Annotated in this window: 25 protein-coding genes; 11 read left to right on the top strand and 14 right to left on the bottom strand. The window is 72.7% G+C overall.

Features of this window, described 5'->3' with window-relative positions:
• The first annotated feature begins 13 nt into the window (after window positions 1-13).
• From ACFCZ1_RS24830 to ACFCZ1_RS24805, 6 genes are all read left to right on the top strand, one after another.
• Window positions 14-325: an urease subunit beta gene (locus ACFCZ1_RS24830; protein WP_376680456.1), complete on the top strand. Its 312-nt coding sequence runs from the start codon at window positions 14-16 to the stop codon at window positions 323-325.
• Complete coding sequence (locus tag ACFCZ1_RS24825; RefSeq protein ID WP_376680455.1) at window positions 318-2,039, top strand: urease subunit alpha; 1,722 nt, start codon at window positions 318-320, stop codon at window positions 2,037-2,039. Before ACFCZ1_RS24830 ends, ACFCZ1_RS24825 begins: the two co-directional genes overlap by 8 nt.
• A 16-nt stretch (window positions 2,040-2,055) precedes the next feature.
• Complete coding sequence (locus ACFCZ1_RS24820; RefSeq protein WP_376680454.1) at window positions 2,056-2,730, top strand: urease accessory protein UreF; 675 nt, start codon at window positions 2,056-2,058, stop codon at window positions 2,728-2,730.
• A gap of 89 nt (window positions 2,731-2,819) precedes the next feature.
• Window positions 2,820-3,515: an urease accessory protein UreG gene (ureG, locus tag ACFCZ1_RS24815; RefSeq protein WP_376680453.1), complete on the top strand. Its 696-nt coding sequence runs from the start codon at window positions 2,820-2,822 to the stop codon at window positions 3,513-3,515.
• On the top strand, window positions 3,512-4,309 hold the full coding sequence (locus tag ACFCZ1_RS24810) for an urease accessory protein UreD (RefSeq protein WP_376680452.1): 798 nt from the start codon (window positions 3,512-3,514) through the stop codon (window positions 4,307-4,309). The genes ureG and ACFCZ1_RS24810 overlap by 4 nt, the downstream gene beginning before the upstream one ends.
• Before the next feature lie 250 nt (window positions 4,310-4,559).
• Entirely contained in the window at window positions 4,560-6,158 is a 1,599-nt protein-coding gene (locus ACFCZ1_RS24805; RefSeq protein WP_376680532.1) for an alpha/beta hydrolase, read from the top strand.
• Between the two features lie 80 nt (window positions 6,159-6,238).
• On the opposite strand, the gene ACFCZ1_RS24800 is transcribed toward ACFCZ1_RS24805, so the two are convergent.
• The 6 genes from ACFCZ1_RS24800 to ACFCZ1_RS24775 form a co-directional block, all read right to left on the bottom strand.
• Window positions 6,239-6,949 (bottom strand): lysophospholipid acyltransferase family protein, encoded by a 711-nt coding sequence (locus ACFCZ1_RS24800; protein ID WP_376680451.1) that lies wholly within the window; start codon window positions 6,947-6,949, stop codon window positions 6,239-6,241.
• Between the two features lie 176 nt (window positions 6,950-7,125).
• Window positions 7,126-7,284 carry a hypothetical protein gene (locus tag ACFCZ1_RS24795; protein WP_376680450.1) on the bottom strand — a complete coding sequence of 53 codons (159 nt, stop codon included), beginning with the start codon at window positions 7,282-7,284 and terminating at the stop codon, window positions 7,126-7,128.
• Window positions 7,285-7,316: 32 nt separating this feature from the next.
• On the bottom strand, window positions 7,317-8,273 hold the full coding sequence (locus ACFCZ1_RS24790; protein WP_376680449.1) for a cytochrome c oxidase assembly protein: 957 nt from the start codon (window positions 8,271-8,273) through the stop codon (window positions 7,317-7,319).
• Between the two features lie 89 nt (window positions 8,274-8,362).
• Window positions 8,363-9,388, bottom strand: coding sequence for a 6-phosphofructokinase (locus ACFCZ1_RS24785; RefSeq protein WP_376680448.1), 1,026 nt, complete (start codon window positions 9,386-9,388; stop codon window positions 8,363-8,365).
• A gap of 191 nt (window positions 9,389-9,579) precedes the next feature.
• A complete protein-coding gene (locus tag ACFCZ1_RS24780) occupies window positions 9,580-10,308 on the bottom strand; it encodes a type 1 glutamine amidotransferase (RefSeq protein ID WP_376680447.1) in 729 nt (242 codons plus the stop codon).
• Between the two features lie 28 nt (window positions 10,309-10,336).
• The gene (locus tag ACFCZ1_RS24775; protein WP_376680446.1) at window positions 10,337-11,575 is read right to left on the bottom strand and encodes a MurT ligase domain-containing protein; all 1,239 of its coding nucleotides are present in this window, start codon (window positions 11,573-11,575) and stop codon (window positions 10,337-10,339) included.
• A gap of 123 nt (window positions 11,576-11,698) precedes the next feature.
• Between ACFCZ1_RS24775 and def the strand changes: the two genes are divergently transcribed.
• Window positions 11,699-12,253 carry a peptide deformylase gene (gene def / locus ACFCZ1_RS24770; RefSeq protein WP_376680445.1) on the top strand — a complete coding sequence of 185 codons (555 nt, stop codon included), beginning with the start codon at window positions 11,699-11,701 and terminating at the stop codon, window positions 12,251-12,253.
• A gap of 46 nt (window positions 12,254-12,299) precedes the next feature.
• Here the strand turns inward: def and ACFCZ1_RS24765 are convergent, their stop codons facing one another.
• Window positions 12,300-12,944 (bottom strand): TetR family transcriptional regulator, encoded by a 645-nt coding sequence (locus tag ACFCZ1_RS24765; protein ID WP_376680444.1) that lies wholly within the window; start codon window positions 12,942-12,944, stop codon window positions 12,300-12,302.
• Between the two features lie 206 nt (window positions 12,945-13,150).
• Here ACFCZ1_RS24765 and ACFCZ1_RS24760 point away from each other — a divergent pair, with 206 nt between their 5' ends.
• Complete coding sequence (locus ACFCZ1_RS24760) at window positions 13,151-14,380, top strand: acyl-CoA dehydrogenase family protein (protein WP_376680443.1); 1,230 nt, start codon at window positions 13,151-13,153, stop codon at window positions 14,378-14,380.
• A 43-nt stretch (window positions 14,381-14,423) separates the two neighbouring features.
• On the opposite strand, the gene ACFCZ1_RS24755 is transcribed toward ACFCZ1_RS24760, so the two are convergent.
• The gene (locus tag ACFCZ1_RS24755; RefSeq protein WP_376680442.1) at window positions 14,424-15,170 is read right to left on the bottom strand and encodes a hypothetical protein; all 747 of its coding nucleotides are present in this window, start codon (window positions 15,168-15,170) and stop codon (window positions 14,424-14,426) included.
• Between the two features lie 65 nt (window positions 15,171-15,235).
• On the bottom strand, window positions 15,236-15,673 hold the full coding sequence (locus ACFCZ1_RS24750; protein WP_376680441.1) for an SRPBCC family protein: 438 nt from the start codon (window positions 15,671-15,673) through the stop codon (window positions 15,236-15,238).
• Window positions 15,674-15,829: 156 nt separating this feature from the next.
• Between ACFCZ1_RS24750 and ACFCZ1_RS24745 the strand changes: the two genes are divergently transcribed.
• Entirely contained in the window at window positions 15,830-16,015 is a 186-nt protein-coding gene (locus ACFCZ1_RS24745) for a DUF5999 family protein (protein ID WP_328924488.1), read from the top strand.
• Between the two features lie 146 nt (window positions 16,016-16,161).
• On the opposite strand, the gene ACFCZ1_RS24740 is transcribed toward ACFCZ1_RS24745, so the two are convergent.
• Window positions 16,162-18,258, bottom strand: a complete 2,097-nt coding sequence (locus tag ACFCZ1_RS24740) for an NB-ARC domain-containing protein (RefSeq protein ID WP_376680440.1) — start codon at window positions 18,256-18,258, stop codon at window positions 16,162-16,164.
• A 62-nt stretch (window positions 18,259-18,320) separates the two neighbouring features.
• The gene (locus tag ACFCZ1_RS24735; RefSeq protein WP_376680439.1) at window positions 18,321-19,304 is read right to left on the bottom strand and encodes a fibronectin type III domain-containing protein; all 984 of its coding nucleotides are present in this window, start codon (window positions 19,302-19,304) and stop codon (window positions 18,321-18,323) included.
• Window positions 19,305-19,586: 282 nt separating this feature from the next.
• Between ACFCZ1_RS24735 and ACFCZ1_RS24730 the strand changes: the two genes are divergently transcribed.
• Window positions 19,587-19,781 carry a hypothetical protein gene (locus tag ACFCZ1_RS24730; RefSeq protein ID WP_376680438.1) on the top strand — a complete coding sequence of 65 codons (195 nt, stop codon included), beginning with the start codon at window positions 19,587-19,589 and terminating at the stop codon, window positions 19,779-19,781.
• Between the two features lie 142 nt (window positions 19,782-19,923).
• Complete coding sequence (locus tag ACFCZ1_RS24725) at window positions 19,924-21,492, top strand: hypothetical protein (RefSeq protein WP_376680437.1); 1,569 nt, start codon at window positions 19,924-19,926, stop codon at window positions 21,490-21,492.
• 67 nt (window positions 21,493-21,559) lie between these two features.
• Here ACFCZ1_RS24725 and ACFCZ1_RS24720 read toward each other — a convergent pair whose 3' ends face one another.
• The 3 genes from ACFCZ1_RS24720 to ACFCZ1_RS24710 form a co-directional block, all read right to left on the bottom strand.
• Window positions 21,560-22,177, bottom strand: coding sequence for a cytochrome b/b6 domain-containing protein (locus ACFCZ1_RS24720; RefSeq protein ID WP_376680436.1), 618 nt, complete (start codon window positions 22,175-22,177; stop codon window positions 21,560-21,562).
• The gene (locus ACFCZ1_RS24715) at window positions 22,161-22,814 is read right to left on the bottom strand and encodes a molybdopterin-dependent oxidoreductase (protein ID WP_376680531.1); all 654 of its coding nucleotides are present in this window, start codon (window positions 22,812-22,814) and stop codon (window positions 22,161-22,163) included. The genes ACFCZ1_RS24720 and ACFCZ1_RS24715 overlap by 17 nt, the downstream gene beginning before the upstream one ends.
• 162 nt (window positions 22,815-22,976) lie before the next feature.
• A partial coding sequence (locus tag ACFCZ1_RS24710) for a WD40 repeat domain-containing protein (protein ID WP_376680435.1) occupies window positions 22,977-24,830 on the bottom strand: 1,854 nt, incomplete at its 5' end.

The following is a 24,830-nucleotide window of genomic DNA, read 5'->3' as shown; positions in this document are numbered from 1 at the left end:
GGGGAGTACCCGCATGATCCCCGGCGAAATCGCCTACGGGGACGGCCCGGTACTCCTCAACGAGGGCCGTCCCGTCACCCGTCTCACCGTGCTCAACGCCGCCGACCGGCCCGTCCAGGTCGGCTCCCACTACCACTTCGCCGAAGCCAACCCCGGCCTCGACTTCGACCGCGCCGCCGCCCGCGGGCTCCGGCTCAACATCGCCGCCGGCACCGCCGTGCGCTTCGAGCCGGGCATTCCGGTCGCGGTGGAACTCGTACCCCTGGCGGGCGCGCGCACCGTACCGGGACTGCGCGGGGAGACCGGAGGGCCGCTCGATGGCTGAGCTCTCGCGCCAGGTGTACGCCGACCTTTTCGGGCCGACGGCGGGTGACCGGATCCGGCTGGCCGACACGGACCTCTTCGTCGAGATCGAGCAGGACCTCAGCGGCGGCCCCGGCCGGGCCGGCGACGAGGCCGTCTTCGGCGGCGGCAAGGTGATCCGCGAGTCCATGGGGCAGGCCCGCACCACGCGGGCCGAGGGCGCGCCCGACACCGTGATCACCGGAGTGGTCGTCCTCGACCACTGGGGCATCGTCAAGGCCGACGTCGGCATCCGCGACGGCCGGATCTGCGGCATCGGCAAGGCCGGCAACCCCGACACCATGGACGGGGTGGAGCCCTCGCTCGTCATCGGCCCCGAGACCGAGATCATCGCGGGCAACGGGAAGATCGTCACGGCCGGCGCCATCGACGCCCACGTGCACTTCATCTCACCGACCGTCATCGACGAGGCCCTGGCCTCCGGCACCACCACCCTCGTCGGCGGCGGCACCGGCCCCGCCGAGGGCACCAAGGCCACCACCGTCACCCCGGGACCCTGGCACCTGGCCCGGATGTTCGCGGCGCTGGAGGCGTACCCGGTCAACATCGGCCTGCTCGGCAAGGGCAACACCATGTCCCGCGAGGCCATGCACTCCCAACTGCGCGGCGGCGCCCTCGGCTTCAAGATCCACGAGGACTGGGGATCCACCCCCGCCGTCATCGACGCCTGCCTGAGCGTCTGTGACGAGACCGGCGCCCAGGTCGCCATCCACACGGACACCCTCAACGAGGCCGGATTCGTCGGCGACACGCTCGCCGCCATCGCCGGGCGGACCATCCACTCGTACCACACCGAAGGCGCGGGCGGCGGCCACGCCCCCGACATCATCACCGTGGTCTCCGAGCCCAACATCCTGCCCAGCTCCACCAATCCCACCCGGCCGCACACCGTCAACACCGTCGAGGAACACCTCGACATGCTGATGGTCTGCCACCACCTCAACCCGGCCGTCCCCGAGGACCTCGCCTTCGCCGAGTCCCGGATCCGGCCCTCGACCATCGCCGCCGAGGACGTCCTGCACGACCTCGGAGCCATCTCGATCATCTCGTCCGACTCCCAGGCCATGGGCCGGGTCGGCGAGGTCGTCCTGCGCACCTGGCAGACCGCCCACGTGATGAAGAAGCGGCGCGGCTTCCTCCCCGGTGACGGACCCGCGGACAACCACCGCGCGCGCCGGTACGTCGCCAAGTACACGATCAACCCCGCCGTCGCCCAGGGGCTCGCCCGTGAGATCGGCTCCGTCGAGACCGGCAAGCTCGCCGACCTGGTGCTGTGGAGCCCCGCCTTCTTCGGGGTCAAGCCCGAGCTGGTCATCAAGGGCGGCCAGATCGCCTACGCGCAGATGGGCGACGCCAACGCCTCCATCCCGACCCCGCAGCCGGTGCTGCCCCGCCCGATGTTCGCCGGCCACGGCCGCGCACCCGCCCTGAACTCGCTGAACTTCACCGCGCAGGCCGCGCTCGACGACGGCCTGCCCGACCGGCTCGGCCTCGGCAAGTCCTTCGTGGCCATCGAGAGCACCCGCAAGCTCGGCAAGGCGGACATGCGCAACAACGCCGCCATGCCCCGGGTGGAGGTGGACGCCGACACCTTCACGGTCACCATCGACGGTGAGGCCGTGGAACCGGCGCCGGCCGCCGAACTGCCCATGGCCCAGAGATACTTCCTCTTCTGATGGGAGGTCTCTTCCGATGAGCCTCGCCGCGCTGCTCGTCCTCGCCGACGGCCGCTTCCCCGCCGGGGGCCACGCGCACTCCGGCGGGGCCGAGGCCGCCTGCAAGGACGGCCGGATCCACGACGCCGCCACCCTGGAGGACTTCTGCCGGGGCCGGCTGCACACCGCCGGACTCACCGCCGCCGCCCTCGCCGCGGCCGCCGCCCTCGGGATCGACCCGGCGCAGCTCGACGCCGCCGCCGACGCCCGCACCCCCTCGCCCGCCCTGCGCACCGCCGCCCGGCGCCTGGGCCGCCAGCTGCTGAGGGCCGCCCGGGCCACCTGGCCCGGACCCGAACTGGAGGCACTGGCGGCCGCGTTCCCGCGCGGTGTCCACCAGCCCGTCGTGCTCGGCCTCACCGCCCGGGCGGCCGGGCTCGGGCCCTCCGACGCCGCGCAGGTGGCGGCGTACGAGGCCGTCGGCGGCCCCGCGACCGCGACCGTGCGGCTGCTGGGCCTGGACCCCTTCGAGGCGAGCGGCGTCCTGGCCCGCCTCACCCCCGAACTCGACGCCGTCGCGGCCGTCGCGGCCGAGGCCGCCCTGCGGGCCCTCACGGAGGGCGTGGACGCCCTGCCCGCCGCGTCCTCGCCCCTGCTGGAGATCGCGGCCGAGGTCCACGCCGGCTGGCCGGTACGCCTCTTCGCCTCCTGAGCGTCCCGAGCCTCCTGAGCGCCCCCGGGCGTCCCGATCGCCTCCTGAGCGCCCCGACCCCGGCCACCAAGCCCCCCAAGGAGAACCCCTTGCACCTCGACCACGGCGTCACCTACCCCCACCGCCACACCCACAGCGCCGAACCGGTCCGCCCCGACGGCACCCGGCGCGCCCTGCGCATCGGACTCGGCGGACCCGTCGGCTCCGGGAAGACCGCCACCGTCGCCGCCCTGTGCCGCGCCCTGCGCGCCGAACTCTCCATGGCCGTCGTCACCAACGACATCTACACCCGAGAGGACGCCGAGTTCCTGCTCCGCGAGGCCGTCCTGCCCCCCGAGCGGATCGCCGCCGTCGAGACCGGGGCCTGTCCGCACACCGCCATCCGCGACGACATCTCCGCCAACCTGGAGGCCGTCGAGGAACTGGAGGAGGCCTTCCGGCAGAGCGGCCCGCTCGACCTGATCCTCGTCGAGTCGGGCGGGGACAACCTGACGGCCACCTTCTCCCGGGGGCTCGTCGACGCCCAGATCTTCGTCATCGACGTGGCCGGCGGGGACGACATCCCGCGCAAGGGCGGCCCCGGCGTCACCACCGCCGACCTCCTCGTCGTCAACAAGACCGACCTCGCTCCCCACGTCGGTTCCGACCTCGGGCGGATGGCCCGGGACGCCGCCGAGCAGCGCGGTGAACTGCCCGTCGCCTTCCAGTCGCTGCGCGGCCCCGAGGGCGTGGCCCCAGTGGCCGCGTGGGTGCGCGACCGGATCGCCGCCTGGGTCGCACGGTGACCAGCGCGCCTCCCGTCACCCTGCCGCCGGCGGGCGTTCGGGCCACCGCCCGCATCCGCGCGGTCGCCGACGGACGGGGCGGGACCGCGCTGCCGCTGCTCGCCGGGGAAGGGCCGCTCGCCCTGCGCCGCACCCGGGGGACCGCTGCCGAGGCCGGGGTCATGCTGGTCGGCGCCATGAGCGCCCCGCTGGGCGGGGACCACCTCACGGTCGAGGCCGCCGCCGCACCCGGAGCGCGCCTCGCCCTCGCCTCGGCGGCGGCGACCCTCGCGCTGCCCGGCCGGGGCGGCGAGCCCGCGCGGTACGACGTGCACCTGACGCTGGAGGACGGCGCGTCGGTGCGGTGGCTGCCGGAGCCGCTGGTCTCCGTGCGCGCCAGCGACCTGCGGGTGCGCACCCGGGTGCAACTGGCGCCGACCGCACGACTGGTGCTGCGCGAGGAACAGGTCCTGGGGCGCTGCGGGGAAGCCCCGGGCCTGCTGCGCAGCCGGCTCACCGTCACCCGTGGCGGGCGCCCGCTCCTGGACCAGGAGCTCGCCTGCGGCCCCGGCGCGCCCGGCGGCTGGGACGGCCCGGCGGGACTCGCCGGGCACCGGGCGCTCGGCCAACTCCTGGTCGTCGATCCGGCCTTCGCCCAGGCCCCGCCCTCGGCGGCGGTGCTGGGGGAGTTCGCCGTGGTCACGCCGCTGGCCGGCCCGGCCGTCCTCGTGACGGCCCTGGCCCCGGACGCCCTGCGGCTGCGGGAGCTGCTGGACGAGGCCGCCCGCACCTACGGCCCGTCGCCCCAGGGGTAGTTCGGGACGAATCAGACACCGCTCAGCGGTACTCGCCTCTCCGGTTATCGGGTTGGCAAAGAAGTGTCCCCCGCTCTGTTGCCCGGTCCAGGTGAGGAGCGAGGATCCCCCCTGCACGCCGACGACCGAAGACCGACCGAATCCGGCCGCCCACGGCGGCGACTGACGCAGGGGGAACAACCACGTGATACGCAACGCGGCGCTGGGGAGCGCCGCCACACTGATCACCGGCACGCTGGCGGCGGGCCTGATGCTCGCACCGTCCGCCTCGGCGGCCTCGGCCGGCCGTGACAACGGGGCCGCGGAGGCGGTGGGCGTCCAGATCGCCGCCGCCCGCGCCGCCCGTACCGGGATCGAGTGGAAGGACTGCCCCGCGGACTGGGGCTTCGAGAAGCCCATCCAGTGCGGCTGGGTGAAGGTCCCGCTCGACTACACCAAGCCGTTCGGCAAGACCATCGAGCTCGCCGTCGACCGCATCGGCAGCACGGGCACGAAGGAGGAGCGCCAGGGCGCGCTCATCTACAACCCCGGCGGCCCCGGCGGCTCCGGCATGCGCTTCCCGCGCCGGGTCACCACCAAGAGCCCGCTGTGGGTCAACGCCTCCAAGGCGTACGACTTCGTGGGCTTCGACCCCCGCGGTGTCGGCCACTCCGCGCCCATCTCCTGCATCGACCCGCAGGAGTTCGTCAAGGCGCCCAAGGCCGACCCGGTCCCGGACAGCGAGGCCGACAAGCGCGCCCAGCGCAAGCTCGCCGCCGAGTACGCGGACGGCTGCAAGGAGCGCAGCGGCGAGATGCTGCCGCACATGACCACGCCGAACACCGCGCGCGACCTCGATGTCATCCGCGCCGCCCTCGGCGAGCAGAAGCTGAACTTCCTCGGCGTCTCCTACGGCACCTACATCGGCGGGGTCTACGCGACCCTGTTCCCGACGCACGTGCGCCGCATGATCGTCGACAGCGTGGTCAACCCGGAGCAGGACAACATCTGGTACGAGGCCAACCTCGGCCAGGACGTCGCCTTCCAGACCCGCTGGAACGACTGGCAGGACTGGGTCGCCAAGAACGACGCGGTCTTCCACCTCGGCGACACGCGCGCCAAGGTCGAGGCCAAGTACCAGGAGCTGCGCGCCAAGGCCAAGGCCAACCCGATCGGCGGGGTCGTCGGCCCGGCCGAGCTCATCGGCTTCTTCCAGGGCGCCCCGTACTACGACTCCTCGTGGGTGCCCGTCGCCCAGACCTTCGCCGCCTGGGCGGCCGGTGACGAGCAGGCGCTCGTCGACGCCATCGCCCCGGACATGTCGGACACCAAGGGCAACGCGGCGTCCGAGAACGGCAACGCGGTCTACACCGCGGTCGAGTGCGCCGACGCCAAGTGGCCCACCAGCTGGGCCAAGTGGGACCGGGACAACACCAAGCTGCACCAGAAGTACCCGTTCCTGACCTGGTCCAACGCGTGGATGAACCTGCCCTGCGCGACCTGGAAGGCCAAGCAGAGCACCCCGATCGAGGTCGGTGCCAAGCGCGGTCTGGCGCCGGTGCTGATCGTCCAGTCCGAGCGCGACGCCGCCACGCCGTACGACGGCGCGGTCGAGCTGCACCGCCGGCTCGCCGGTTCGCGTCTGATCACCGAGCAGAACGCCGGTTCGCACGGTGTCACCAGCCTGGTGAACCCCTGCATCAACACGCGGGTCGACACCTACCTGCTGACCGGCAAGGTCGACGCCAAGGACGTGAAGTGCGCCCCGCACGCCACTCCGGTCGCCCCCGCCCCGGTCGCCGCGAAGTCGCTCGACCACGCCGCGGGTGCCGAGTTCCCGGCGCTCGAGGAGCTCCCGGCCGTCCGCTAGGTCCAGTCGTCGAAGTAGCGCGGGCCAGGCGCTACGTTGACGACGGGGCCTAGGACCGGGGAACGTCTGCGGGAGAAGGCTCAGCGCGACCTGCGCCGGGCCTTCTTCCGTTCCTCCTCTTCCTCGGCCTTGACCTCGGCCGCGTACCGGTCGACGTACTCCTGGCCGGACAGTCCGAGGATCGCGTACATGATCTCGTCGGTGACGGCCCGCAGGACGGCGCGCTCGCCCTCCAGCCCCGCGTACCGCGAGAAGTCCATCGGCTCGCCGAAGCGGATCGTCACCCGCCGGATCTTGGGGATCTTCTGCCCGGGCGGCTGGATCTCGAAGGTGCCGACCATCGCGCACGGTACGACGGGCACCCCGGCTCCCAGGGCCATCGCGGCCACGCCCACCTTGCCCTTGTACAGCCGTCCGTCGTGCGAGCGCGTGCCCTCCGGGTAGATGCCCAGCAGCTCACCCTTGGCGAGCACCCCGAGCCCCTCGCGCAGGGCCGCCTGCCCGGCGTTCTTCCCGGAGCGGTCGACGGGGATCTGCCCGGCGCTGCGGAAGAACGCGGCGGTGAGCCGCCCCTTGAGCCCGGGGCCGGTGAAGTACTCGGCCTTCGCGAGGAAGGTGATCCGCCGCTTGAGGATCGCGGGCATCAGGAAGTGGTCCGAGAAGGACAGGTGGTTGCCCGCGATGATCGCGGCCCCCTCGGCCGGAATGTTTTCCAGGCCCTCGATCCGCGGCCTGAACAGCAGCCTGAGCAGCGGACCGAGCAGTACGTGCTTGAGCAAGTGGTAGAACACCAGGCCGCTCCCGTCGATGTCCCGTTGTCACGGTCATCGTACGGACAGTCAGGGCGGGTCCGGCAGATCGAGGGCCGCCTTGATCGCACTCTGTCTTGATCACATGCCGTCTTGATCGGACACGCCCGGGACACACACGGGACGCACAGGGGTCACGGCATCGGACAGCGTCGTGGTCAAGAGCTGCTGGAAGCGGCCATCCCGGCGGTCAGCAGTCCCAGCACGACCCAGCCGAACCACAGCCAGCCGTTGCTGCCGAGGACCACGGAATACGTGGCGACGGCCACGAGGGCGGCGAAGGTCATCACGGCCATCGCCTTAACGGATCCGGTCATGCCCCATGGTGACGCGCGAAGGCGGTACTCCGCTACTGGCCACGCGCTCGGAGTGAGGCGAGATAGGAGTTGTACGCCGCCAGCTCCTGGTCGCCGTTGCGGTCCTCGGCCCGGTCGGAGCGCCTCGCCGCCCGCTGCTCCGAGTGGTACCACTGGTAGACCAGGGCGATCAGCACCAGCACCGACGGGATCTCGCTGAAGGCCCAGGCGATGCCGCCGCCCCACTGCTGGTCGAGCAGCGCGTCGATGCCGAGGGAGGCCGGCGGGTTCGCGTACGTCTTGATCATCGGCTCGCTGGCCATCATCAGGGCGATGCCGAAGAAGGCGTGGAAGGGCATGCCGGCGAAGAGCTCCAGCATCCGCATCACGTAGCCGGGGCGGTGCGGGCCCGGGTCCACGCCCATGATCGGCCAGAAGAAGACCAGGCCGACGGCGAGGAAGTGCACCATCATCGCGATGTGTCCGGCCTTGGACTCCATCAGGAAGTCGAAGAGCGGGGTGAAGTACAGGCCGTAGAGACTGGCGATGAACATGGGGATGGTGAAGGCCGGGTGCGTGATGATCCGCATGTAGCGGCTGTGCAGCAGCATCAGCAGCAGCTCGCGCGGTCCCTTGTGGCCGCGCGCGGCGGGGGCCAGCGCGCGCAGCGCCAGTGTCACGGGGGCGCCGAGGAGCAGCAGGATCGGGGTGATCATGCTGATCACCATGTGCTGGACCATGTGCACACTGAACATGACCATGCCGTAGTCGTTCAGCTTGGTGCACATCACCAGCACCACGCTCAGCACACCGGCCGTGAAGGCGATGGTCCGGCCCGGCGACCAGGCGTCCCCGCGCTGCCGCAGCCGCAGCACGCCCCACCCGTACAGGGCGAGCCCCAGCAGGGAGCCGAAGAGGAAGAAGGCGTCGAAGGAGAACTCCAGCCCGCGCCCGAGAGTGAACGGCGGCAGGTCCATGTTCATGTCCATGCCGTGCCCGCTGTGGTCCATCTGTTCACTCCCTTGACTGTGGCGCCCCACCACAGTAATGCCGCCCCCGGTCGCTCCTGCGCGCGGGGGCGGCACTAACGGGCATACGGTTACAGAACCGTCTCGGCCTCTTCGTAACGCTCGGCCGGGACCGTCTTGAGGGTGGAGGTCGCCTCGGCGAGCGGCACCATCACGATGTCCGTGCCGCGCAGCGCCGTGAGCATGCCGAACTCGCCCCGGTGGACGGCCTCCACGGCGTGCCAGCCGAAGCGGGTCGCGAGGACGCGGTCGTACGCGGTGGGCGTGCCGCCTCGCTGCACGTGGCCCAGGATCACCGGCCGGGCCTCCTTGCCCAGGCGCTGCTCCAGTTCCACGGCGAGCGTGTTGCCGATGCCGGCGAACCGCTCGTGTCCGTACATGTCCGTGCCGCCCTGCTCGAAGTTCATCGAGCCGGGCCGGGGCTTGGCGCCCTCGGCGACCACGACGATCGCGAACCGCTTGCCCGCGGAGAAGCGCTCGCCGACGATCGCCGTCAGCTCGTCGATGTCGAAGGGACGTTCCGGTACGACGATCGCGTGCGCGCCGGCCGCCATGCCCGAATGCAGCGCGATCCACCCGGTGTGGCGCCCCATGACCTCCACGACCATCACGCGCTGGTGGGACTCGGCGGTGGTCTTCAGCCGGTCCAGCGCCTCGGTGGCGACCCCGACGGCGGTGTCGAAACCGAAGGTGACGTCCGTGGACGCGATGTCGTTGTCGATGGTCTTGGGGACACCGACGATCGGCAGACCGGCCTGCGAGAGCAGGTTCGCCGCCTTCAGCGTGCCCTCGCCGCCGATCGGGATGATCGCGTCGAGACCGAGGTCCGCGACGTGGCCGCGGGCGCGCTCCACACCGTCGCGCAGATGCGCGGGCTGGACCCGGGAGGATCCGAGGATGGTGCCGCCGCGGGCGAGGATGCCGCCGACGGCGTCGAGGTCGAGCTTGCGGTAATCCGCCTCCAGGAGGCCCTTCCAGCCGTCGTGGAAGCCGATCACCTCGTCGCCGTGGTCGACGACGGCGCGGTGCACGACGGAGCGGATGACGGCATTGAGGCCGGGGCAGTCGCCACCGGAAGTGAGCACACCTATGCGCATGGCAGGAAAGACCTTTGCAACGTGGGCCGACGACCGGACCACGTCGTCCGGTTGGAACTACCCGTCACCCTACAAGCGGAACGAGGGTCGGCTGAACCATCCTCCACATGCTGGTCCCCCAGGTGGTGCGAACGCACGTCGGCCCGGTTCCCACCAGGGGAATCCGGGCCGAACGTCTGGTGCCGCCGGGCCTACGCGGGCTGCGTCGCCGCCGCGATGCGCTCGGCGCGCAGCGCCTCGTACCACCGGTCGTCTATGGCCGGCAGCGCGTTCACGTCGAGGGCCAGCTTCAGCAGCAGGTCCGCGATCTGCGGGTTGCGGGCCATCACGGGACCGTGCATGTAGGTGCCGAACACCGTGTCGTTGTACGCGCCTTCGGTGCCGTCGCCGGTGCCGTTGCCGCGGCCCATGGTCACCCTGGCGAACGGCCGCGCCGTCGGGCCGAGGTGGGTGACGCCCTGGTGGTTCTCGAAGCCGGTCAGCTGCGGCAGGCCCAGGCGCGGGTCGATGTCGGCGAGGACGTCGCCGACGCACCGCTCGCCCTCACCGCGCAGGGTGACGACGTCCAGCAGGCCCAGGCCCTCCTGGCGCTGGCCCATGTCGTTGACGAACTCCTTGCCGAGGATCTGGTACCCGGCGCAGACGGAGAAGACGATCGCCCCGTTCGAGACGGCCCGCTCCAGACCGCCGTCGCGCAGCAAGCGCTCGGCCGCCAGCCGCTGCGGCCGGTCCTCACCGCCGCCGATCAGGTAGATGTCGCCCGACGTGGGGATCGGCTGGTCGCTGCGCACGTCCACGCGCTGGACGTCCAGGCCGCGCTGGCGCGCCCGGCGCTCCACCACGAGGGCGTTGCCCTGGTCTCCGTACGTGCTGAGCAGGTCGGGGTAGACCCACACCAGACGCAGGCTGTTGTCGCTCATGCTCTTGTCCTCTGCGGTTCTGACGGGGCTAGTTGCCGACGCGGCGGCGCACGTCCTGGAAGGCGGTGTAGTTGGCGATCAGCTCGATCTGTCCGGGCGGTGCGAGCTGCACGGCCTCGTCGAGGGTCTCGCACACCCGGAAGTCCAGGCCCGCGACCTCGAGGCGGACCGCGAGGTCCAGCTTGCGGTCTCCGATCACGAAGATCGGGTGGCCGGCCAGGCGCGGGTAGTCCACGTCCCACAGCCAGGAGGTGTCGGTGCCGTCGGCGCCGCGCGCGTTCACCGAGAGGATCACCGGGGTGGGCGGCGGGTCGATCAGGGAAAACGTTTCGAGCCAGCCCGCCGGGTTCTTCGCGAGCAGCAGCCGCAGTTCACGGCCCTGGAAGTTCACGACGTCGTAGCGGCCGGCGACGGCCTGCACCTGGTACATCCGCTCCAGCGCGACCTGCGGCGGGACGCCGAAGACGGCGGCCACGGCGGCCGAGGTGGCGGCGTTGGCCTTGTTGGCGCGGCCCGGCAGCTGGAGGTGGATCGGCCAGGCCGAGCCGTGCGGGTCCAGGACGTGGTCGCCGGAGAGCACCCAGGTCGGCGTCGGGCGGCGGAAACCGCACTCGCCGCAGAACCAGTCGTCGCCCGGGCGCTGCATGACACCGCCGCAGGAGGGGCACGACCAGGCGTCGTCCTTCCACTCCTGGCCGGCCGCGACCCACACCACGTTCTGGGAGGAGGAGGCGGACCAGACGATCAGCGGGTCGTCGCAGTTCGCGACGATGACGGCCTTGGAGCCCGACAGGCCCTCGCGCCACTTCTCCGCGAGCATGCGGGTCTCGGCGGCGCGGTCCAGCTGGTCGCGGGAGAGGTTCAGCAGGGCGATCACCTTGGGGGTGACGTCCCGGGCCACCCCGGCCAGGTACTTCTCGTCGACCTCGATCACGCCGTACTTGGAGTCCGAGCCGCCGGCCAGCGCCGAGGTGATGCCCGCCGGCATGTTCGCGCCGAGCGCGTTGGAGACGACCGGCCCGCTGGCCCGCAGGGCCTCCGCGATCAGCCGGGTCGTCGTGGTCTTGCCGTTCGTCGCGGAGACGAGGACGACGTCGAGATGCTGCGCGAGCGCTCCGAGGAGATCGGGGTCGAGTTTGAGTGCGACCTTGCCACCGATCACCGATCCGCTTCCGCGTCCCGCGGCCCGCGACACCGCCGCCGCGGCCTTGCCCGCCGTCACGGCCAGCTTGGCCCGCGGCGAAAGCGGCTCTGTGTTGCCTGCCATCGTCCCTTGTCCTCCTTGCGTCGGTCGGCCCCAGCCTATCCAGTACCTGCCGGGGCCTTGACCGCGGCGCCCCCACGCCACGGCAGATCTCCTCATATATTCGCCCGTCGTAGGCTTACGGCCATGCGACAGCGCCCCATCCCCGGCACCACCGGACTCGTCCGCACCATGAGCCTCCTGGGCGACCCGGTGCTCCATTCCGCTTGCGCGGAGGTCACCGAATTCGGCCCGGCCCTCGACCGGCTCATCGAGGACATGTTCGCCACGATGTACGCCGCCGAGGGCGTCGGCCTCGCCGCGAACCAGATCGGCGTCGGGCAGCGGGTGTTCGTCTACGACTGCCCCGACGACGAGGACGTCCGGCACGTCGGGCACATCGTCAACCCGCGCCTGGTGGCGGCCGACGGGGACGAGTTCCTCGGTCCCGAGGGCTGCCTCTCGCTGCCCGGGCTGGAGGCGGGTACCGCGCGCTTCGACCGGGCCGTCGTCGAAGGGGTCACCTCCGACGGGGCGCCGGTACGGATCGAGGGCACCGGGTTCTTCGCGCGGTGCCTGCAGCACGAGTGCGACCACCTCGCAGGCACCGTGTACGCGGACCGGGTCACGGGCCTGCGCGCCAGGCGCCTGCGGCGGGCGATCCGGAAGACCCCGTGGGGTGCCGGGCCGCCGCGCGGATAGGCCCTGCGCCTCACTTCCGGATCCTGCCCGAGCCGCCCGGCGCGGGTCAGAAGCCCGGGCCGTCCGCGCGGTTTCCCGCCGTGCCCAGGCGGCCCCAGAGCAGGTCGGTGAGGCCGGTGACCAGGTCCGCGCGCTCGCAGGGGCGTTCGCCGAGCCACCAGTCCCCGGCCGCGTGCATCATGCCGACGATGCCGTGGCCCCAGACGCGGGCCAGGCGTTCGCCGCCCGGCCCCAGGTCCACCCGCTCGCCGATCACCTTGGCCAGCTCCTCGCCGAGGCGGCGCAGCAGCGGGGCCGAGTGCAGGCCGACGTCGAAGCCGCGTTCGGCGCTCTGGGAGTCCTCGGCCGGGTGCATCAGGAAGCGGTAGACCTGCGGACGCGCCTCGATGGCGGCGAGGTAGGTGTCGAGGGTGGCCTCCACCCGGCGGCGCCGCTCGGCCGGGGCGTCGAGCGCGGCCCGCAGCGAGTCGAGCAGGGCGTCGGTGTGCCGGACGGCGAGCGCCTGGTAGAGGCCGGCCTTGTCGCCGAAGTGCCGGTAGAGGATCGGCTTCGTGATGCCGGCCTCCGCTGCGATCGCGTTCATGGAGGCCTTGGGGCCGTCCCTGAGCACGACCCGGTCGGCTGCCTCGAGCAGCTCCCGGCGCCGTCGCTCGGCCCCTCCAGGCTCGCCTGCCTGCTGCGTGGTCTCCATGATGTGTTTTCTCTCCCCGCCCTTGCGATGTGCGTGACGCCCACGCAACGTAACACCCCGCACACCCGGGCGATCGAAGAGGCGGGGACCCCGGGCCCGGCACGGCCCGCGCTTGACACTGCTTACTGACCGGTAACAGACTGTGGCCCCGTGTTGGTTACCGCTAGTAACCCACGCATGGACCAGTACAGACAGGTGGAGGGGACATGGCGGAGTTCACCATGGAGCTCAACGACGACCAGAAGCAGGTGCGGGACTGGATCCACGGCTTCGCCGCCGACGTGATCCGGCCCGCGGCCGCGGAATGGGACGAGCGCGAAGAGACTCCCTGGCCCGTCATCCAGGAGGCCGCGAAGGTCGGCATCTACTCACTGGACTTCTACGCCCAGCAGTTCTTCGACCCGACCGGCCTCGGCGTGCCGATGGCGATGGAGGAGCTCTTCTGGGGCGACGCGGGCATCGCCCTGTCGATCGTCGGCACCGGGCTCGCGGCCATCGGCGTGCTCGCCAACGGCACCGAGGAGCAGATCGGCACCTGGATCCCGCAGATGTACGGCGACCAGAACGACGTGAAGGTCGCCGCGTTCTGCTCCTCCGAGCCGGACGCGGGCTCCGACGTCGGCGCCATGCGCACCCGGGCCGTCTACGACCAGGCCAAGGACGAGTGGGTGCTCAACGGCACCAAGACCTGGGCGACCAACGGCGGCATCGCCAACGTCCACATCGTCGTCGCCGTCGTCGACCCGGAGCTCGGCACCAAGGGACACGCCTCCTTCATCGTGCCGCCGGGCACCCCGGGCCTGTCCCAGGGCCAGAAGTTCAAGAAGCACGGCATCCGCGCCTCGCACACCGCCGAGGTGGTGCTGGAGGACGTACGGGTCCCCGGCTCCTGCCTGCTCGGCGGCAAGGACAAGCTGGACGAGCGGCTCGCCAGGGCCCACGAGCGGGCGCGCAGCGGGGACGGGGAGCGCGTGAAGAACGCGGCCATGGCCACCTTCGAGGCGTCCCGTCCGGCGGTCGGCGCCATGGCGGTCGGCACCGCGCGGGCCGCGTACGAGGTCGCCCTCGACTACGCCAAGACGCGCACGCAGTTCGGCCGCCCGATCATCGACAACCAGGGCGTGGCCTTCCAGCTCGCCGACATGCGGACGCAGATCGACGCGGCCCGGCTGCTGGTGTGGCGGGCGTCGTGGATGGCGGCCGCGGGACGGCCGTTCACCTCGGCGGAGGGCTCGATGTCCAAGCTCTACGCGAGCGAGGTCGCGAAGAAGGTGACCGCTCAGGCGCTCCAGATCCTCGGCGGCAACGGCTACACCCGCGAGTACCCGGTGGAGCGCATGCACCGCGACAGCGCCATCTACACGATCTTCGAGGGGACCAGCGAGATCCAGCGGCTGGTGATCGCCCGCACGATCTCCGACATGCCGATCCGCTAGGCCCGTCGAGCCGGCCGGTGGCGCCGGGGCCCGGGGGCGGGCCTCAGCGCCACGGTGCGAGGCAGAGGGGCGCGGCCTGCGGGCTGCGCTCGGAGACACTGATCAGCTCGCCCGCCGCGCAGGTCGAGCCGGGGGTGTCCAGCCGCTTGGTGACCCGGTACCTGGCCAGCGCGGAATCGCAGCCCTCGACGACCAGGGTCTCGGTGCGGAAGCGGTCCGAGTCCTGCACGCACGTGCCCACGGACAGCTTCCTCGGGCCGGCGTCGTCGCCCGCCAGCAGGCCGATCAGGATCAGGGCCGGGAACGCGAGGATCACGGCGAGCAGCGGGACGAGGCCGGCCAGCGCCACCGGACGCCGCCACAGCGGCCTGCCCGGGTCGAGCGGGGGCATGGCGCCGCCCACCGGCGGACCGAGCCTGCGCAGCCTTCCCCACGGGCCGAGGTTGGTCAGCAGGGTGACCGGCGTGATGAACACGGAGAGCGGTCCCCACCAGCCCTGCCACAGGGTCTTCGCGGACATGTCGCGGACGACGGCGAGCCCGCAGTCGCGGCAGAACGGCCCCTTGCGGCTGAGGAAGCGCATCAGCACGATCATGCCCTGATGGCCGTGGACCGTCGTCTCCGCGACGGGCAGCGCCCCGCAGACCCGGCAGCCGTAGGCCCCCTCCTCCGGCGTGAGGCGGGCGTACGGGCCCGGGGGCCGGTGCGGGACGTACGGGCCGGCGTGCCACGCCGGCGGCTGCTGCTGCCAGGAGTGCGGGCCCTGCTGCGGCGGTGGCGGGGTGGCCACGGAGATCCCCCTCGTTCTCGCGGTGATCACCGGCGTGGTGACGGGTCGAACCCTAACCCCGCCCCCTACGGGCGCAGAATGCCCCGCAGGGCTCGGGAGAAGATGAACCGGCCGGCCGCCGCGACCACCGGGTCGAGAAGGCGGGGGAGCCCGCGCAGGCGCAGCTCCTCGGCCCAGACGATCTCCGCGCCGCCGCCCGGAAGCGGACGGATCGCGATCTGCGCCCAGCCCCGGACCGCGCGCCCGTGTTTGACGAGCTTCACCAGCCCGTCCGAGGCGCCCTCGGGCGGCCTCCAGAGCACGACCTCCATCGGATCGTCGAATGTGATCCTGCCCACACCCGTGCGCGCCGTGAAGAGCGTTCCGACGCGCGTCGGGGGCTCCGTCCCCATGATCGTCCGGGTGAAGGGGACCTGCGCGCCGTGGCGCTTCCAGTCCGTCAGCCTCAGCCAGGCCTCAGCCGCCGGGAGATGGGTACGGTGAACAAACCGGATACCGGGCATGAGCGCATGGTAATCGGGCATACACACCCTGAACTGGACCGCGAATATGGGTTCCGTCCGGGGGTGGCGATCAGCAATACTCACCGCCACCGTGGATCGCGGATTCGACCGGGTGACCACCGGCTCTCCCGCCCCACACTGCGAGGAGGTGCGCCGATGTGCTCCCACCAGCCCCCCTGTCCTGCCGTAGACAGCGCAGACCACGATGCCGCCCGTACCGTGGCCTTCCACCCCGAACAGGGCTGGAGCCTGCTGTGCAACGGCGCCGTCGTCTTCGACGACACCGGTGAACTGCTCCCCGACGGCCGTGCGGTGGAACCCCGCCGCCCGGTCCTGGTCTGAGCGAGGAGGCAGCATGCGCCAGCAGCTGATCCGCAAGCCCGTCCCCAAGCCCGCCCCCCGAGACCTGGACCTGCGCACACCGTCGGGCAGACCCCTCCCGTACTGACGGGAGCCCCGGATCCAGGAAGCCGTCCACCGGTTGCCGGTCAGCCGGTGGACGCCGCCGCGCCGCCCCGGAACGCCGCCTCGTACGCGGCGTCGCCGATCGCCGCCCTGGCCTGCCGCTCGCCCTGGTCCCGCAGGGCCGTCAGCGAGGGCGAGCCCATCTGCGGCCGGCCGACCGTGCGCCACCAGGCGTGCCCCGTGCCCAGCAGCCGCGCCGCCAGCTCCCCGTCGCCCAGTCCCGCCACCGCCGCGGCCAGCAGGTCCAGGCCCAGCGCGATGCCGAAGCGGTCGCCGAGCAGCCGCTTGCCCGACAGCATGGCCCGCACGTGCCGTGCCGCCTCCCCGTGGTCGCCCAGGCCCAGCGCGGCCACCGCCAGGATGTAGTCGGCGTACGCCCGCAGCCAGCGCTCGCCCAGCTCCGCGCAGGTCTCCCGCAGGGCCCGCGCCTCCTCCGTGGCCTCCTCGAAGCGTCCGAGGTCGCACAGGGCGTAGCCGGTGGCCAGCCTGCACAGGAGCCAGCCCGGGGCGCTGCTCCGCCCGCCGTGAGCCGCCCGGGCCCGTGGACCGGCCAGCGCGAGGGCCCGTACGGGGTCGCCCGGCATCAGCACCGACACCGCCTGCAAGTAGGCGGCGCGCAGCTCCCGTTCGGGGTCGTCGAGCGGGGCCGCACCCCGGGCGCACTCCTCGCCGGTCCGGCGCGCCGTGTCCATGTCGCCCTGGAGCAGCGCGGTCAGCCCGAGGGCCCATAACGCCTGGTTGTGGGCGGCTCCCGCGGCCGGGGCGGCGCGCAGCGCCCGTTCCAGGAAGCCGCGGCCCTCGTGCACGTGCCCGCACGCGAACCAGTAGAACCACAGCGCCCCGGCCATCTCCAGTGCCGCCGCGGGGTCGGTGCCCAGCAGATGCTCCAGGGACGTACGCAGCTGCGCGTGCTCGGCGGTCATCCTGCGGTACCAGTCCACCTGTCCGGGGCCCAGCCAGCCCCGGTCGGCGGCCTGGGCGAGGGCCCCGTACCAGTGGGCGTGCCGCCCGGCGACGAGCTGCCTCTCGCCGAGCTCGTTCAGCCAGTCGTGCCCGTACTCGCGGATCGTGTCGAGCATCCGGTAGCGGGCTCCGGAGCCCCGATCCTCGGTGCGCAGGACCACCGATTTGGCGACCAGGCCCGCCAGTACCCGCTCCACCCGCGAGGCGGGCAGCGGGCCGCCCGCGCACACGGCCCGGGCGGCTGCGACGTCGAAGTCGCCGGTGAAGACCGAAAGCCGGGCCCACAGCAGCCGTTCCAGCGGTTCGCACAGCTCGTGGCTCCAGCCGATCGTGGTCCGCATCGTCTGGTGCCGGGGCAGCAGGACGGCCCGGGTGTCGGCGAGCATGTCGAAGCGCTCGCCGATCCGTGCGGCCATCTGCTCCAGGGTCCACAGCCGCATCCGGGCGCCGGCCAGCTCCAGGGCGAGCGGGATCCCGTCGAGGCGGCGGCAGAGTTCCGCCGCGACCGCGGTCCGGCCGGGGTCCTCGAAGGCGGCCGAGGCCTGCGGGGTCGCGGCGAGGGCGCGGGCGCGGAAGAGGGCGAGGGCGTCGCTGTCGGGCCCGTCGCAGGGCAGCGGGCGGATCTCGACGACCTCCTCGCCGGGAGAGCCGAGCGGCTCCCGGGAGGTGACCAGGACCGTCAGCCCGGGGGCGGACTGCAGGAGTTCACCCACCAGGTGGCGGCAGGCGGCCACCAGGTGCTCGCAGGTGTCCAGGACGAGGAGGAGTTCCTTGTCGGCCATCCACGCGCACAACTCCTCATCGAGGGAGCGTGCGGAGTGGTCGGCGAGGCCGACGACGTGGGCGACGGTCGTGTTGAGCAGGGCGGGGTCGCGCAGCGGGGACAGTGCCACCCACCACACGCCGTCCCGCGGTGACCGGCCGGCCGCGGCGGTGGCCCGCAGGGCCAGCCGGGACTTGCCGACACCCCCCACGCCGGTGAGCGTGACCAGCCTGCGCTCGCGCAACAGGCCGTCGAGGAGGTCGAGTTCGCGTTCCCGGCCGACGAAGCTCGCCGATTCCGGCGGCAGGTTTCCCGGCACGGCGCCAGAGCCCGGCCTGGTGCCGCCGCCTGCGGAATCTGCCTGATTGTCGTTGACCGAGTACTCACCGAACACGGAAGTATTGTGCGTGATCTTCTTTCCCGGCAATGCTGTTCAGGCCAGATCGTTGCCTGATTTCACGCTTTGAGGGTGACTGTCCGCTCCGCCGAGAACGCGCCCCAGTTGCCGTCGGGCAGCCGGGCGCGCAGTTTCACCGCCCACACGGTACCGGCCGGCTCGGTCACCGTGATCCTGTGCTCCGCCCGTCCGCTGGGTACCGCGCCGGCGCCGAACTGGATGACGGTGGTGGGCCGTCCGTTGACGTACAGCTCGTACTCGCTGGTCTCGCGGCCGGTGTCCGGGGCCGTCCAGGTGAGGGCGACCGCGCCGGGGGAGGCGGTCGCCGTGAAAGCGGCGGGTGCGGTGCCCGGTCCGTCACCGGAGGCGGGCGGGGTGGTCACGTCCACCGCCGGGCCGTCCGGGGAGGAGTTGTCCGCTCCGTCGCGGGCCCGCACGGTGAACGTGTAGACGGTGTCCGGCTGGAGGCCGCTCAGCGCGGTGCCGGTCTCTCCGGGGCCGGCGGTGTGGATCCGGACACCGCCCTGGTAGACGTCGTACGCGGTCACGCCCGTGTCGTCCGTGGCGGCGGACCAGGACACCCGGGCGGCCCGGGGCCCGGTGGCCCGGGCCGTGGTGGCGGCCGGCGCGGTGGGTGCGAGGCGGTCCTCGGCGGTGGCCCCCGGGGTGGTCGCCGGTACGGCCGGACCCGCCCCGGAGACGTTCCCGGCGGCGTCCCTGGCGCGGACCGTGAAGGCGTAGCCGGTCTGCGGGGTGAGGCCGGTGATGTCCACCATGGTCTTCTCGGCCGCGAGTTCGCGGACCAGGCGGCCGGACTCGAAGACCTGGTAACCGGTCACCCCGTCGCGCTCGGCGGCCGCTTCCCACATGACGTGCACGGTCGTGGCGCTGCCGGGCTGTGCGGTGAGCCCGGTGGGGGCGGGCGGGGCCTCGGTGTCGGGTGTGGTGCACGCCGTCAGGCCGGCGAGGGCCGCGCACAGGGCGAGGGCCGTGCACGGGAGGAGGGCGGTGCGCGGGGCGCGGGTCGGGACGGTGCGTCGCACAGGTGCCTCCTCCGCTTCCCCGTAAAGGTCTAGACATATATGGCACGGCGGCCGGAGGTCGGGCAAGACCCCTGCCGTGCCCGGTTCGTCTTCTTCTGATCACGCTCCCGGGCCTGGCCCCCGTACCGGCGAGCGCTGCGGGGGCGCCCGTGCGGCCCGCTGGAGGAAGCCCGTCAAGCACTGACCGTCCGTCACACACGGTCAACACCCGTACGGCGGACACGTGTTTCGCCCATCGGCACCCCCGCCTGCGCCACCATGGCGCCGAGTAAGGAGGTTTCGATGGTGATTTCCCTCTCCGTGGTCGTCCTGCTCTTCATCCTCGCCTGGATCTTCGTGCGCAGCGGCGGGCTCAAGTTCTCGCACGCCGTCATCTGCGTGCTGCTCGGCTTCTACCTCGCGAGCAGCAGCATGGCCGCGACCATCCACGAAGGTCTGACGGCCACTGCGAACGCGGTTTCCAGCCTCAATCCCTGATGAGTCGTTGATCGACTGTTGCGCCTTCGTGAATCATCCGGTTCCTCCATGGACTCCTCGGGCAGTGCGATCTAGCGTCTGGCGGCGGCGCGATGTCAGACGTGATGTCAATAGAACTGCAGAGAAACGGAGGAGGTTCCGGATGTTCCGAAGAACGCTGAACTGCGCCGTGTTCCCGGTGGTCGCCGCGTTCACGGTGATGTACGGAGTCCCGCCCGCCCAGGCCGACGAGATACCCAAGGCCCCCGGCCACCGCCTGGTCAGCCACTACGACGGCAGCCCGGCGGCAGCAGCCCCGCTGCCCGGCCAGGCGCCGCCGCAACATCCCTTCCTCGCGCCCAACGGCCGCAGCGGCATGCACTCCGACGCGGCCGGCAGCGCCACCTCGCCCTGGTCCGGGCCGCTCGGCAAGAACCCCCGGGTGACCAGCGAGAAGATCGCCGCCCTCGGCGGGGAGTGCGCCACCGCCACCTTCGACGCGGGCGGCCGGCTGGTCACGGTGTGCGGCACCTTCTCGGGCTTCGTGGTCAAGCTCCTGGAGCCCCGTACGCTCGCCACGCTCGCGGAGTACCGGCTCCCGCAGCGTTCCTCCACGGTCGAGGCGATCACCTCCCTCGACTTCGCGAAGATCTTCAAGGACACCTCGGGCGGCGCCTACTTCTACCTGGACGACCAGGACCGGGCGGTGCTGGCCGACTCCCGCCAGCACGTCCTGCGCCTCGCCCATGCCCAGGACCCGGACGGCAGCTGGAAGTTCACCGTCGTCGACGACTGGGACCTCACCGGCCAGGTCCCGCACGACTGCGTCACCTGGACCAACCTGTGGCCCAGCGGCACCTGTGACCCCGTCACCTCCGTCATGCCCGACTGGAACGGCCGCATCTGGTGGGTCACCCGCCAGGGCCGCGTCGGCACCGTGGACCCGGCGACCTCGCAGATCCGCTCCGTCCGGCTCGACGGCGAGGAGATCCAGAACTCCTTCTCGGTCGCCGAGGACGGCGTCTCCATCGTCACCGACCACGCGCTCTACAGCTTCCGCGCCGCCGCCGACGGCACCCCGGAGGCACAGTGGCGCCAGGCGTACGACCGGGGCGCCGGGACCAAGCCCGGCTCCGTGAACCAGGGTTCGGGCACCACCCCGGACCTCTTCGGCGACGGCTACGTGGCGATCACCGACAACGCCGACGACCGGATGAACGTCCTGGTCTACAAGCGGGGCGTGGACGTGCCCGCGGACCGGCGGCTGGTCTGCAAGGTACCGGTGTTCGGTCCCGGCGCCTCGACCACCGACAACTCCCTGATCACCTGGGGCAACAGCATCGTCGTCGAGAACAACTACGGCTACGAGAACCCCGCCACCCTGCTGCTGGGCAAGTCCGTCGTCGGCGGCGTGGCCCGCATCGACGTCCGCGCCGACGGCAGCGGCTGCGACACGGTGTGGGAGAGCGCGATCCGCTCGCCCTCCGTCGTCCCGAAGCTTTCCACCGGGAACGGGCTGCTCTACTTCTACGAGAAGGAGCCCAACTCCTGGGGCATCGACGCCTGGTACCTCACCGCGGTGGACTTCCGTACCGGTGAGCGCCGCTGGCGGCAGCTGACGGGCACCGGCGCGCTGTACGACAACAACTGGGCCCCGATCACCCTCGGGCCCGACGGCACCGCGTACGTGGGCGTCTTCAACGGCATCGTCGCGGTCCGCGACGGCGGCTGATCCCGCCGGCCGGCCGCCTCGGCCCGGGCCCTGCGGGGAGCCGAGCTCCCGTCGTCACGGCGGGGGTTCACTCCTCGGGCCGCCACAGCGGGTGCTCGCGCGCGGCCCACGAACGCCCGACCGAGCCCGTGCGCATGCCGCGCCGAGCCTCCGGATCGGCCAGGGCCTTGCCGATGTGCCCGGCGAGCACGATGCCGAGGGCCAGCGCCAGCCAGTCGTGGACGAAGGTGGCGGCGGTCCGCCAGACCAGCGGGGCGAGACCGGTGAACCACATCAGGAGCCCGGTGCCGAGCATCACCAGGACCGCCCCGGCCAGCCAGCCCGCGTACACCTTCTGCCCGGCGTTGAACTTCCCGGCGGGCCGTGGCCCCCTGCGGCCGCGGCGCAGCGCGGCCCGCAGCCACTGGCGGTCGTGCGGCCCGAAGCGGTTCAGCCGGCGCAGGTCGGCGCGGAAGGCGGGGGAGGCGAGGCCCAGCAGGAAGGGCAGCGGGAGCAGCAGCCCGGACCACTCGTGCACGGTGACGACCAGGTGCCGACGGCCCACCAGTTCGGCGAGCGGCGGCAGGTAGAGGCAGGCGGCGCCCGCCACGCACACCAGCGCGAGCGCGGCCGTGGACCGGTGGACCAGGCGCTCGGCGCGGCTGAAACGGCTCACGCGCGCGGCCCGTTCAGACGGTGGGCGCATCGTCACGTCCGTTCGAGCGGCCGACCCACGCGTCGGCGTCGTAGCCCAGGAGCTCCCAGTAGCCCGGCTCGGCCTTCTCGGTGAGGGTGATCCCGGAGAGCCACTTGGCCGACTTGTAGAAGTACATCGGGGCGACGTACAGCCGCACCGGTCCGCCGTGGCTGTGGCCCAGCGGCCGGTCCTGCATCCGCAGGGCGACCAGGACGTCGTCGCGGCGGGCCTGCGGGAGGGTGAGGCTCTCGGTGTAGGTGCCGTCGAAGCAGTCGAAGCGGACGGCGCGGGCCTCGGGCCGCACCCCGGCGGCGTCGAGCAGCCGCGACAGCGGCACCCCCTCGAAGGGCGTACCCGGGACCCTCCAGCCGGTCACACACTGCACGTCCCGGACCACCCGGGTCTGCGGGAGCGCCCGCAGCGCGTCGAGGGTGTACTCCGCCGGGCGGTCGACGAGCCCGCCGACGGTGAGTCGGTAGTTCTCCGGGCCCCGCTCGGGAACGGACGAGGCAACCGAGTAGTAGCGGAATCCGCCGCCGTTCGGCAGCAGCCCGCTGAGGCCGGTGGGGTCCTTGTCGGCGACGGCCTCGGAGCCGTGCTGGAGGTAGGGGGCGGTGACCAGCCCGGCCGCGCCGAGGCCGAGCATCCCCAGGACCAGCCGGCGCCCGACCGGGGCGCCCCGGCCGTCGGGGTCCGCGCGCTCTTCTGTGCTCACCCGCCGATTCGACCACCGCCGGTCCCCGGAAACCAGGGGTCGCGGCGGCACGTCAGACTTTCGTCACACCTGGCGGCCGGAGCCGCCGGCACCTCAGCCGTGGCGGCAGCAGCGGTCGATCTCCGCGAGCCGGGCTCCGACGTCCAGGCTCCAGAGCCGTACGGTGCCGTCGGTGCTGCTGCTGGCCACCGTCCGTCCGTCGGGCGAGAAGGAGACCCCCCACACCGCACTGGCATGGCCGGCCAGCGCGGCCACGGGGCGGCGCCCGGCCACGTCCCACAGCCGCACCGTGCGATCGTTGCCGCTGCTGGCCAGGGTCCTGCCGTCGGGGGAGAAGGCGATGCCCCGCGCGGAGCCGGTGTGCCCGGTGAGCGCCGCCTCGAAGCGCCTGCGGCGGGCGTCCCACAGGCGGACCGTTCCGTCGTTGCCGCTGCTGGCCAGGGTCCGCCCGTCCGGACTGAAGGCCACGCCCCGCACCGCGCCCGTGTGACCGGTGAGCACGGTGGGCTGACGACCCTCACCGGCACCGTGCTCCGGGACGTCCCACAGCCGTACCGTCAGATCGTCGCCGGCGCTCGCCAGGGTCCGTCCGTCGGGACTGAACACCACGTCGTTGACGAAGTCCGTGTGACCGGTGAGCACCGCGAACGGGCGGCGTGCCGGGACGTCCCACAGCCGCACGGTGCCGTCCGCGCAGGCGGCGGCGAGGGTCCGGCCGTCGGGGGCGAAGGCCACGGCGAACACGGTCCCGCCCCGGCCGGTGAGGGTGGCCGCCGGTGCGCGGGCCGCCACGTCCCACAGCCGGACCGTGCCGTCGGAGCCCGCCGAGGCCAGGGTCCGCCCGTCGGGGGCGAAGGCCACCGAGAACACGGTCTCGGTGTGCCCCGCGAAGGCGGCCACCACCCGCCGGTCCGCCACGTCCCACACGCGCACCGTGTGATCGGCTTCGGCGGTGGCCAGCAGTCTGCCGTCCGGGCCGTAGGCGGCGTGCCAGACCTCCGTGAACGGACGCGACGCCAATACCGGGCCCCGCAGGTCCCACAGCACCACCGACTGGTCGAACCCGGCGGTGGCCAGCACCGCGCCCGACGAGTCCACCGCCACCCCGAGCACGTAGTCGGTGTGCCCGGCGAGCGTCGCCGTCAGCCGGCCGCCGTGCACGTCCCACAGCCGGGTCGTCCCGTCGCCGCCCGCGCTGACGACCGTCGTCCCGTCCGGCGTGTAGGCCACGCCGTTGACGTCGTCGCTGTGCCCGGTCAGCGTCGCGGTGATCCGGCGTCCGGCCACGTCCCACAGTCGTACGGTCCTGTCGACGCCCCCGGTGGCGACGGACCGTCCGTCCGGAGCGAACGCGGCCCCCAGCACCTCGTCCGTGTGCCCGGCGAAGACGGCCAGCGGGCGGGCCTCCACCGGGTCCCACAGCCGTACGGTCCGGTCCGAGCCGGCCGAGACCAGCGTGCGGCCGTCCGGCGCGTACGCCAGGGCGTTGACCCTGCCGGTGTGGCCGTCGAGGGAGCCCACGGCCCGGTGCTCCCCGGCGGCCTCCCACAGCTGGACGGGCCCGTCGGGGGAGCCGACGGCCAGCGTCCGCCCGTCGGGGGCGAAGGCCACCGCGCGGGCGCCTGCGGTGCTCGCCGGGAGGACCGCCGCCGTGCGCCGGCCCGCGATGTCCCAGAGCCGCGCGGGGCCGTCCGTGGAGGCGGCCGCGAGCGTCCGGCCGTCGGGGCTGAAGGCGACGGCGCGTACCCGGCCGGCCATGGTGAAGGCCGCCGTCGTGCGGCGATCGGCCACCCGGACCAGCGTCACCGTCCCGTCCGAACTGGCCGTCGCCAGCGTGCCGTTCCCCGGCCCGAAGGCCACCGCGTTCACGGGCCCGCGGTGCCCGCCGAGCCGTGCGACGAACGGCTGGGCCTGGGTGCTCAGCAGGGCTCCGCGCGCCTCGGTGGC

This window comes from Streptomyces sp. NPDC056224 (assembly GCF_042267665.1).
GTDB lineage: Bacteria > Actinomycetota > Actinomycetes > Streptomycetales > Streptomycetaceae > Streptomyces.
The sequence above is the reverse complement of the archived record's forward strand: the minus strand, read 5'-3'. Positions and strand labels throughout refer to the sequence as shown.

What these genes read in the sequence shown, in the direction of transcription:
- ACFCZ1_RS24730 (WP_376680438.1), top strand. Translation starts at nt 19,587, where the DNA reads ATGGTGATTTCCCTCTCCGTGGTCGTCCTGCTCTTCATCCTCGCCTGG.
- ACFCZ1_RS24780 (WP_376680447.1), bottom strand. Translation starts at nt 10,308, where the DNA reads ATGAGCGACAACAGCCTGCGTCTGGTGTGGGTCTACCCCGACCTGCTC.
- ACFCZ1_RS24725 (WP_376680437.1), top strand. Translation starts at nt 19,924, where the DNA reads ATGTTCCGAAGAACGCTGAACTGCGCCGTGTTCCCGGTGGTCGCCGCG.
- ACFCZ1_RS24760 (WP_376680443.1), top strand. Translation starts at nt 13,151, where the DNA reads ATGGCGGAGTTCACCATGGAGCTCAACGACGACCAGAAGCAGGTGCGG.
- ACFCZ1_RS24825 (WP_376680455.1), top strand. Translation starts at nt 318, where the DNA reads ATGGCTGAGCTCTCGCGCCAGGTGTACGCCGACCTTTTCGGGCCGACG.
- ACFCZ1_RS24775 (WP_376680446.1), bottom strand. Translation starts at nt 11,575, where the DNA reads ATGGCAGGCAACACAGAGCCGCTTTCGCCGCGGGCCAAGCTGGCCGTG.
- ACFCZ1_RS24750 (WP_376680441.1), bottom strand. Translation starts at nt 15,673, where the DNA reads ATGCCCGGTATCCGGTTTGTTCACCGTACCCATCTCCCGGCGGCTGAG.
- ACFCZ1_RS24805 (WP_376680532.1), top strand. Translation starts at nt 4,560, where the DNA reads ATGCTCGCACCGTCCGCCTCGGCGGCCTCGGCCGGCCGTGACAACGGG.
- def (WP_376680445.1), top strand. Translation starts at nt 11,699, where the DNA reads ATGCGACAGCGCCCCATCCCCGGCACCACCGGACTCGTCCGCACCATG.
- ACFCZ1_RS24720 (WP_376680436.1), bottom strand. Translation starts at nt 22,177, where the DNA reads ATGCGCCCACCGTCTGAACGGGCCGCGCGCGTGAGCCGTTTCAGCCGC.
- ACFCZ1_RS24715 (WP_376680531.1), bottom strand. Translation starts at nt 22,814, where the DNA reads ATGCTCGGCCTCGGCGCGGCCGGGCTGGTCACCGCCCCCTACCTCCAG.
- ACFCZ1_RS24745 (WP_328924488.1), top strand. Translation starts at nt 15,830, where the DNA reads ATGTGCTCCCACCAGCCCCCCTGTCCTGCCGTAGACAGCGCAGACCAC.
- ACFCZ1_RS24830 (WP_376680456.1), top strand. Translation starts at nt 14, where the DNA reads ATGATCCCCGGCGAAATCGCCTACGGGGACGGCCCGGTACTCCTCAAC.
- ACFCZ1_RS24820 (WP_376680454.1), top strand. Translation starts at nt 2,056, where the DNA reads ATGAGCCTCGCCGCGCTGCTCGTCCTCGCCGACGGCCGCTTCCCCGCC.
- ACFCZ1_RS24765 (WP_376680444.1), bottom strand. Translation starts at nt 12,944, where the DNA reads ATGGAGACCACGCAGCAGGCAGGCGAGCCTGGAGGGGCCGAGCGACGG.
- ACFCZ1_RS24790 (WP_376680449.1), bottom strand. Translation starts at nt 8,273, where the DNA reads ATGGACCACAGCGGGCACGGCATGGACATGAACATGGACCTGCCGCCG.
- ACFCZ1_RS24795 (WP_376680450.1), bottom strand. Translation starts at nt 7,284, where the DNA reads ATGACCGGATCCGTTAAGGCGATGGCCGTGATGACCTTCGCCGCCCTC.
- ACFCZ1_RS24785 (WP_376680448.1), bottom strand. Translation starts at nt 9,388, where the DNA reads ATGCGCATAGGTGTGCTCACTTCCGGTGGCGACTGCCCCGGCCTCAAT.